Genomic DNA, 7972 nt, shown 5'->3' on the forward strand with positions numbered 1-7972 from the left:
TGGTACTAGTGGTTGCTTAGAGTCCCGGGACATTTCACCCTGATAACTCAGGTCATTGATTCTTGAGGGTTAAAGTAAAATAATTGTTAACTATTTTAGCTTATAAATGACTACAAATTAAGTGAAGTTTTACAATACCAAACATATTGGCTGCCAGGTAAATGCCGTCTCGATCGAACCCTAAAGTGGGAAAATCTGCCCAACGCGAGTTTGTTGAGTCGCTGTCGATCGCAAATCCAGTCCAACCTGCTGTCGGATCGGAAGATTTGGAAACTGCAACCAAGAAGTTGTTGTTGCTTCTGGCGTTGTCCACAGAGGCAGCAAACCAACGCTGGCTAAAGGGATCGTATACTATTCTCGGATCGAAAGAGTATCTCGTGGGTGCAATCCCAGCATTAATCCAAAACTGATCTAGGGAAGTTCCCTGAATCAGCGAACCATTAGTTTTACTGTAAATTGCGTACCGTCCGTTAATCATTTCCACAATATGATTTGGGCCAACCGCACCCATAGTATCTGGGGGAATGAAGCCACTATTGAAGGATGAGCTCCCAGTGAAGTTGAGCCCCATAGAAAGTTGCGCCGCTTCTGCTTGCACCGACAAACTAAAAGTAGCAGTCGTTGCGATCGCAACTGATGTAATAGTTTTAGCAACAATGTTCATATCACCATTCCTCAATAAAGATGGAGATTATTTGGGCGGAAACTTAGAAGTGTGATTAGTTGCTAGCCCTAATGCTTGGTTAAGGCTAAGTGTTTTGGTGTAATAGCGATCGCTTTACAATTAGTGACTTTTTTGCAACTAACTTCTAGTTATTCAACAAATTGATACACAATGAATATTTCGTAATAAATTCACCCAGCTTTTCTAAAAGTCCGGGTTTCTTCAACTCCAGAAAACTAACTTGCTCGCCATAGTTGGTAGCCTTTTTAGTTTTTTTTTGATTTACTTAACTACTGGCTTTTACGTACACGCTTTTTCTAATCTTCACACTACAATTTAAAGATTCCAGATTTTCTCGGAATTTTTAGCAACTGTATTTAAAACCACTGTCCACCACGAAACCGCCAGCGAGGAAACAATACTCTCATGATTGTTTGAGATGCCAGATAAATACCTAGCCACACTAAACTGTAATGGCGGATAAACAAGTTTAAATCTAGGTTTTGCACTCCAGGTAAAGGTAATTGCAACAATTTAATAATTATTATTAAGAAAATTCCTTCCCAAATACCCGCCAATAATTGAAAAATTCCGGGCCAATCTCGATCCCAGCGAAATTTTTGCAGATAATTATAAAGGATATCCCAAAAAATGCCAAAAATAGCCACATATCCCAACACCCAAAAATAAACAGGACTGGAATGAGGGCTAGTAATTCCTAATGCAAAAGGTAAAGTTCCTAATACGCCGACTGTCGCCAATAATAATAAACGAGTTTGCCATCTACCAAAAAGAGTGGGAGTCATGGGATTTTAGATTTTAGATTTTATTGACCAAACCTTAAGTTTACATCTACATCTGTGTTCATCTGTGTTTATCTGTGGATATCTGTGGTAAAAAATCCTAGTTGTAGGGTGCGTCAGACCAGAAATTCCGATCGACAGCATCAAGGTTTAACTGTCTGACGCACCCTACTAATTGTTCTGTGGTAAAAAATCCCAGATTAAGGAGACTGATTATTAACCCATTTTAGCCATTGAATCAAAGAAGTAATTGCATTTAGTTTATGTAATTTTGGGGCTTTAACTGTGGCTAAACTATCCACAGCGCAAAGGGCGGCATATTGCAAACCCAAAAAGCTATCAACTGCGGCATAAGAATTACCTAAAGTTATCGCACCACTGGCATATATTTTACCTCGTTGATTTCGCATTTCTACTATTTCAAAGTCATTGGCTACAGCTAATCTACCATTATCAAGTAAGGGCAAATTATACTGTTTTACTAAGTCATTTAATAAAGGGCTGGCTACAACATGAGCATCTAATCCAGTAGCGTCAATAATAAAATCTGCCTCTAGGCGGATTTGTCCTTTTAAACTTTGTTCTTTAATGTAAGTAACAGTTCTATTATGGGAATCTCTTTCTACTTTTTCTACTTCGCCAAAGGTGATTTGATACCAACCTTCTTTTAATCCTTGAGAAACGATGCGTTTCCAATCTTTGCGATCGGCAGTCGTAGTCCCTCCCCACTGTTTTAATAACTCTTTTCTGGACGCAGGATCGGCTTTTTCTAACATTTCTCTTAAGTCGCCACCCCAACAAGCTTTCGGCCAATTAAAGGGTTGAAATTCATAATGATTTTCGACTTGACGTTGAGCAGAAGCAAATTTGTTACCTTGGGGTTTGGGCGATCGCATTAAATGCAAAATCGAAATCAACTTATTATGTTCCCTCGCTTCATAAATCCTTTGCACAATGCGCGAAGCTACAATCCCTCGACCGCGAATTAAAACTGTACCACCGTGATTTTCTAGGAATTCGTAAACACGATCGTGTTCTTCATAAGCATTTACCACTGATTTGAAATCCCCAGTTTGTTGACGGTAAGCTTGCAAATCTGGTAAAAATTGAATGGCGGGATAACCTGTGGCTAAATGCACAAATTGGGCGATCAAAAAAGCATGATCTGGGGGTGCTGTGCTGGAACGACGACGGGAATATGCGATCGCATAACGTCCATCTGTTGTTTTGCGAATTGCCCGGACGCTACCATTACGAAATATTTTATCCCAACCAATTCTTTGGGCTTCGCGATCGATAGAATCAAACACATTTTGCGATCGAGGCGTATAAGTTTGAGCAAAAGTTGGTTCGGCAAAAACTTGCCACAAATAACCCAAAGCATCACCCAATTTTCCCTTAGTTAAATCATGCCAAGCTTCTCTTAAAGCATAACTGGGCCAACCCCAAATATTATCAGGGCAAGAATCAGAATTAGAACGCAATCTTTCATGAGGAGGAATTTGCGAATTCAGGCACAAACGTTGATAGCGTGCATAAGGTTTTTCTTCCAAACCTAAAGCAGCAATTTGATTAGTTTGGACTCCACAAATTCGCAATAAATCTACCCAAACAAAGCTTCCCAAACCTGCCCCAATTGCTGTATAATTAACTTCATCAACTGCATTACCAGTGGCATATAAATCTTGCACATTTACTTGGGGGGATTGAAACAAATTTGGCGGAAAAGTTTGTCCTGAAAAAACAGGAGAAGCAACAATTAATGATTCCGGTAAATCGGTATCTGGATGAAAATTAATTGTGGGTGGAATGGTAGAAGTTACTGGGGGTGGAATAGTAGCAAAAGAAATGGTGATTTGATAATCAGCGATTTGGAGAATATCGCCATTAGCTAAGATCGATCGCGCCTGACGTTGACCATTAACAAAAATCCCATTAACAGTATTTTGGTCAACTACTACTAACCCGCTGGCTTCCAGATCAATTAAAGCATGAAAGCGAGAAATTGCCGGAGTATTTAACACAATGCGAGAGACAGGCAAACCTCTAATTTGAGTGGGCATTTGGGAAAATTCTCGTCCTAAAGCAACGGGAAGATTTAAATTAGGTTCTCGCCGTTCTCCGGTAACGGGATCTTGCCAACTCAGGCGAATTTTTAGAGATTGAGGATTCATAATTTAGTGACTGTTAGGAGTAATTAATACGCTAGAAGCTGCTGCTAGGGAAGTACCGCACCAAGGACAACCCAAGTCTAACTGTTCAAAGGGGGAAATGCGATCGCACTTGGGACATTTTAAACCATAAACTTGATTTGCCCAATTGCCGGAATTAGGCGGAATCAAAATAGTAGCAGGAACACTACTACCAGCCAAAGTCACAGCCACAACTTTAATTTCAATTTGTCCCAAACAAATAGTACTACCCTGGCTTAAACTCATTTCACCTTGAATCAAATTTTTTCCATCCACCATTGGCGGATTACTTTGGCGCAAGTTTCGCACCTGAAAACAATTACAATTTTGGTTAAAAAATATTTCTACGTGCAACCCGGAAACTGTAGGATGAGTTAAGACAATATCACATTGGAGAGGGTCACGACCTAAGCGCACTGTACCGGGATGTTTGCTAAGTTGTCGATCGCCAATAATTGCTTTTCTAAGTTGACTTGTTTCTTGCCATTCCAGAGTAATTTCGTTCATCACCTAATTCTCACTTAGCCTTAAATATATGAATAAAACAACTTACAGTTTTAACTCTAATTTTTCCTGAAATTAGGGTAATTGAGTAATTCATTACAGTTACTTACCTCAATTTCTCATAGTATCGCGTTGGCGTAGTCTGTGCTTGCGCGATCGCACTCGCCAAACCACATACCCGCAAAACGCCCGAGTGCTGGAGTAAAATTTTTATTACTCAGATCTTGCACCCGGGTTAAAAACCGGGTTTCTGGCAAAGAGCTAAATCTGAAAGACCAGGTTTTTCGTTCATAAACCCAGTTTTTCAAGTCTTTTTGACAATAGTGCAAGATCTCAGGATTACTGATTAATCATCAGCCAAATCATATCAATTACCAAATAAACCAAATCTCGGTCTGCTTAACGGGGTAAATCTTGTTATGATGACTGTTTACAGTGGTTGAATTCAGCCCAGTATAGTTTAGTTATTACCAGCCCACATTCTCAAGGAGGAGCTACCTTTGACTCGTCGCTACCTATTCACCTCCGAATCTGTCACCGAAGGTCATCCTGATAAAATTTGCGATCAAATTTCTGATTCTATTTTAGATACGCTACTGGCAGAAGACCCCTATAGCCGTGTAGCCGCAGAAGTTGTAGTAAACACAGGCTTAGTGCTAATTACCGGAGAAATTACCACCAAAGCGCACGTTAACTACGTCGATATCGTCCGCAAGAAAATTGCCGAAATTGGTTACAATGATTCCGAAAACGGGTTTGCAGCGCATAGTTGCACCGTGTTAGTGGCTTTAGATGAACAATCCCCCGACATCGCCCAAGGGGTAAACACCGCCCAAGAAACTCGCCAACAAAATGACTCTGATGCTTTTGATGCCATTGGTGCGGGAGATCAGGGATTAATGTTCGGTTTTGCTTGCAACGAAACCCCTGAGTTAATGCCCTTGCCCATCAGTTTAGCGCACAGAATCGCTCGCAGACTGGCAGCAGTTCGCAAAACCGGAGAGTTGACTTACCTGCGTCCAGATGGCAAAACTCAAGTTACAGTAGCTTACGAAGACGGAAAACCCGTAGGTATTGACACCATCCTGATTTCCACTCAGCATACTGCGACCATTGGCGATATTACTGACGAAAGCGCAGTGCAAGCCAAAATCAAAGCAGACCTTTGGGATGCAGTCGTCGTTCCAGTTTTTGCTGATATCGATGTGAAGCCGGATGCAGAAACTCGCTTTTTAGTCAATCCTACAGGCAAATTTGTGATCGGTGGTCCGCAAGGTGATTCTGGGTTGACGGGTCGGAAAATCATTGTTGATACTTATGGCGGTTACTCTCGTCATGGTGGCGGTGCTTTTTCCGGTAAAGATCCCACAAAAGTAGACCGTAGCGCCGCTTATGCTTGCCGTTATGTGGCGAAAAATATTGTGGCTGCTGGCTTGGCCCAAAAGTGCGAGGTACAGCTTAGTTATGCGATCGGTGTAGCTCGTCCTGTAAGTATGATGATCGATACTTTCGGAACTGGCAAGGTAGACGATGACACTTTACTAAGTTTAGTCAAAGAAAATTTTGAACTACGTCCAGCCGGAATTATCGCCGCCTTTAATTTACGCAATTTACCCGCAGAAAGAAACGCTCGTTTCTATCAAGATGTCGCCGCTTATGGACATTTAGGACGCACAGATTTAGACTTGCCTTGGGAAAAAACCGACAAAGCACCTTTGTTGGAACAAGCACTCAAGCAAGAACTTTCTGTTCCTGTAAGTTAAACAGTAATTTGTAGAAACGTTTCCTGAAAATGTAGAAACCTTGTCTACAAAAAATGTAGAGACGTTGTATACAAAAAATGTAGAGACGTTGTATACAACGTCTCTACACATTAAAACTAAAAACCTGTTGATTTATGCAGGTATTAAAGCAAAACGTCGCAATCAATTAAATGATATCTTGCGGGTTCTCAAATCAATTAGACAAATTATGTTAATGGAATAAACGCTCAGATCCCCTCAGATCCCCGACTTCTTCAAGAAGTCGGGGATCTATGATCTATAGGCTTTAAGTTTTGATAATTACTTCTACTCGTCGATTTTTCTGTCTACCTTCTGGATTATCTGAACCATCTGTTTTATTATTAGGTGCAATTGGTTGAGTTTTGCCCAATCCTTTGGTTTGTAGTCGCTTTGCTGGTACTTTATAGACATTAATAAAATAGTATTTTACGGCGGCGGCTCTGAGTTGAGAAAGTTTTTCGTTGTAAGCGTCACTGCCTTTACTATCAGTATGTCCGTTAATTACAACCTCTGATTTGCCGTAGTAAGTCAAAAGTTGATTGATTTTGCTTAAGGTGGGTTTTGCTGTGGCGCGGACATGATATTTGTCAAAGTCAAATAAGATATGTTCTGGAAGGTTAATTTTAATTCCTAATTTAGTTTTTTCGGCTTTTAATTCGGTAATAGTCTTTTCCACTGTAGCCGCTGTAATTTTTGTCGGTGGTGGGGTTTCAACTTCTACTTTACTAGGGGTAACTGGTTGAGTTTCAACTTCTACTTTAGTCACGGGAGTGGGGGAAGTTTCAACTTTTAAATTTGTACTTGTTGATGATTCAACTTCTAATTTACTCGAAGGAACATTTGGCTTTTCTGTTTCAACTGTAGTTGTGGGAGTGGGGGAAGTTGCTACTTCTAAATTAGAACTAGAAGATTCAACTTCTAATTTAGTTTCAGGAACGGGTTGAGTTTCTGTTTGTAATTGAGTAGTAGGAGTAGTTTGATTTGCTGTTTCTACACTTGTGGAAGTGGTAGATACAACTTCTAATTTGGAAACGGCAACTGGTACTATTTCTAATGTGGTAACTTTGGCGTATGTATTATTCCGGCGAAAGTCTAAATAGGAAAAACCCACCACTGCAAACAAGGCAAACAGCAGATTTAGCTGTCTAATTAGCTTAATCATTTTACTTTCCTCTTTGAATTAATAGATTATTGAACGTTACGTGAGGAAAGTTTTTTCGATCGCCATACCAAGCAGAATTAGTAGTAAGCGTTAAGGTAGTAGCTTGAGGCGATAATCTACCAAGGAAAACGAATTGTCCTTTTAGGGTAGTTCCTGGTTGAATTTGGATTTTAGGATTATCTGATGGAACTGCTAGACGGTATTTGCTATCATACACATCGTCATCAAGAATTAAGTCATCTTTGGCGTTCAGCTGAATAGCTTCCTGACTAACATTAGTAAATGCCATAGTGACAACAATGCTGTCATCAGTAAACCCAATTTGTGTTAATCTGGCTACAACTTGGTCATTATTCACTTGCAAATCATAAGTTTGCGTTGCTGGTAAAGAGGTTTTAGGAGTTGCAGCTGGAGTTTGAGTGTTTGGTGTTGTAGCGGTAGAAGATTGTTGTGTCAGTGGGTTGGATTGACAGGCGACGCACAGCAGGGATATTGCGGTTAATATTGGTAGGATACTAGCTTTCATAATCAGGTTTTAGTTAGCTTTTATCGTTATTTTACGACTAACGATCGCGCTTAAGATTCCTGAGAAATACGGAATTTTGCGGCGGTGTAAACACCTGAACTACAGAGAATTTATCTAAAAAAATGGCGATCGCATTTTCCTCAAGATGATAAGGTGCGTTACGCTGTGCTAACGCACCCTACGTATAGTACAGGCAGATCACACTACTGCTCCTGTGGAAATTGCTAAAACCATGAAATCTATCTCTGCTGTACACTTATTTCAAACTTTTAAAGATTTGAAAAAGCGTCGTTTTTGGGGTTCTGGGATGTGGAGTGACAGCACTTTTTATTCTTCT

The 7972-nt window shown here is 40.3% G+C and carries 8 protein-coding genes; 2 read left to right on the top strand and 6 right to left on the bottom strand.

From position 1 onward, the window contains the following. Positions 1-100: 100 nt before the first annotated feature. The 4 genes from ACE1CC_RS20245 to ACE1CC_RS20260 all read right to left on the bottom strand — a co-directional run bounded on the left by ACE1CC_RS20245 (position 101) and on the right by ACE1CC_RS20260 (position 4166). Positions 101-664, bottom strand: a complete 564-nt coding sequence (locus ACE1CC_RS20245; RefSeq protein ID WP_413272242.1) for a hypothetical protein — start codon at positions 662-664, stop codon at positions 101-103. Positions 665-1041: 377 nt separating this feature from the next. After that, positions 1042-1470, bottom strand: a complete 429-nt coding sequence (locus ACE1CC_RS20250; protein WP_413272243.1) for a hypothetical protein — start codon at positions 1468-1470, stop codon at positions 1042-1044. Between the two features lie 197 nt (positions 1471-1667). Next, positions 1668-3641, bottom strand: coding sequence for an FHA domain-containing protein (locus ACE1CC_RS20255; protein ID WP_413272244.1), 1974 nt, complete (start codon positions 3639-3641; stop codon positions 1668-1670). Between the two features lie 3 nt (positions 3642-3644). After that, positions 3645-4166, bottom strand: a complete 522-nt coding sequence (locus ACE1CC_RS20260; protein WP_413272245.1) for an FHA domain-containing protein — start codon at positions 4164-4166, stop codon at positions 3645-3647. A 497-nt stretch (positions 4167-4663) separates the two neighbouring features. On the opposite strand from ACE1CC_RS20260, the gene metK reads away from it, so the two are divergent. Then, on the top strand, positions 4664-5926 hold the full coding sequence (metK, locus tag ACE1CC_RS20265) for a methionine adenosyltransferase (protein WP_413272246.1): 1263 nt from the start codon (positions 4664-4666) through the stop codon (positions 5924-5926). A 286-nt stretch (positions 5927-6212) separates the two neighbouring features. Here metK and ACE1CC_RS20270 read toward each other — a convergent pair whose 3' ends face one another. Next, positions 6213-7109, bottom strand: coding sequence for an OmpA family protein (locus ACE1CC_RS20270; protein WP_413272247.1), 897 nt, complete (start codon positions 7107-7109; stop codon positions 6213-6215). Position 7110: 1 nt separating this feature from the next. Next, on the bottom strand, positions 7111-7635 hold the full coding sequence (locus ACE1CC_RS20275; RefSeq protein WP_413272248.1) for a hypothetical protein: 525 nt from the start codon (positions 7633-7635) through the stop codon (positions 7111-7113). Between the two features lie 184 nt (positions 7636-7819). Here ACE1CC_RS20275 and ACE1CC_RS20280 point away from each other — a divergent pair. Next, the coding region (locus ACE1CC_RS20280) for a transposase (RefSeq protein WP_413272249.1) at positions 7820-7972 on the top strand (153 nt) is incomplete at its 3' end.

Origin of the sequence: Floridaenema aerugineum BLCC-F46, from assembly GCF_041929345.1 — a bacterium.
GTDB classification, from domain to species: Bacteria; Cyanobacteriota; Cyanobacteriia; order Cyanobacteriales; family Aerosakkonemataceae; genus Floridanema; species Floridanema aerugineum.

Excerpts from the sequence above, each read along its gene's own strand:
- ACE1CC_RS20245 (WP_413272242.1), bottom strand. The coding sequence starts at position 664 with ATGAACATTGTTGCTAAAACTATTACATCAGTTGCGATCGCAACGACT.
- ACE1CC_RS20250 (WP_413272243.1), bottom strand. The coding sequence starts at position 1,470 with ATGACTCCCACTCTTTTTGGTAGATGGCAAACTCGTTTATTATTATTG.
- ACE1CC_RS20255 (WP_413272244.1), bottom strand. The coding sequence starts at position 3,641 with ATGAATCCTCAATCTCTAAAAATTCGCCTGAGTTGGCAAGATCCCGTT.
- ACE1CC_RS20260 (WP_413272245.1), bottom strand. The coding sequence starts at position 4,166 with ATGAACGAAATTACTCTGGAATGGCAAGAAACAAGTCAACTTAGAAAA.
- ACE1CC_RS20270 (WP_413272247.1), bottom strand. The coding sequence starts at position 7,109 with ATGATTAAGCTAATTAGACAGCTAAATCTGCTGTTTGCCTTGTTTGCA.
- ACE1CC_RS20275 (WP_413272248.1), bottom strand. The coding sequence starts at position 7,635 with ATGAAAGCTAGTATCCTACCAATATTAACCGCAATATCCCTGCTGTGC.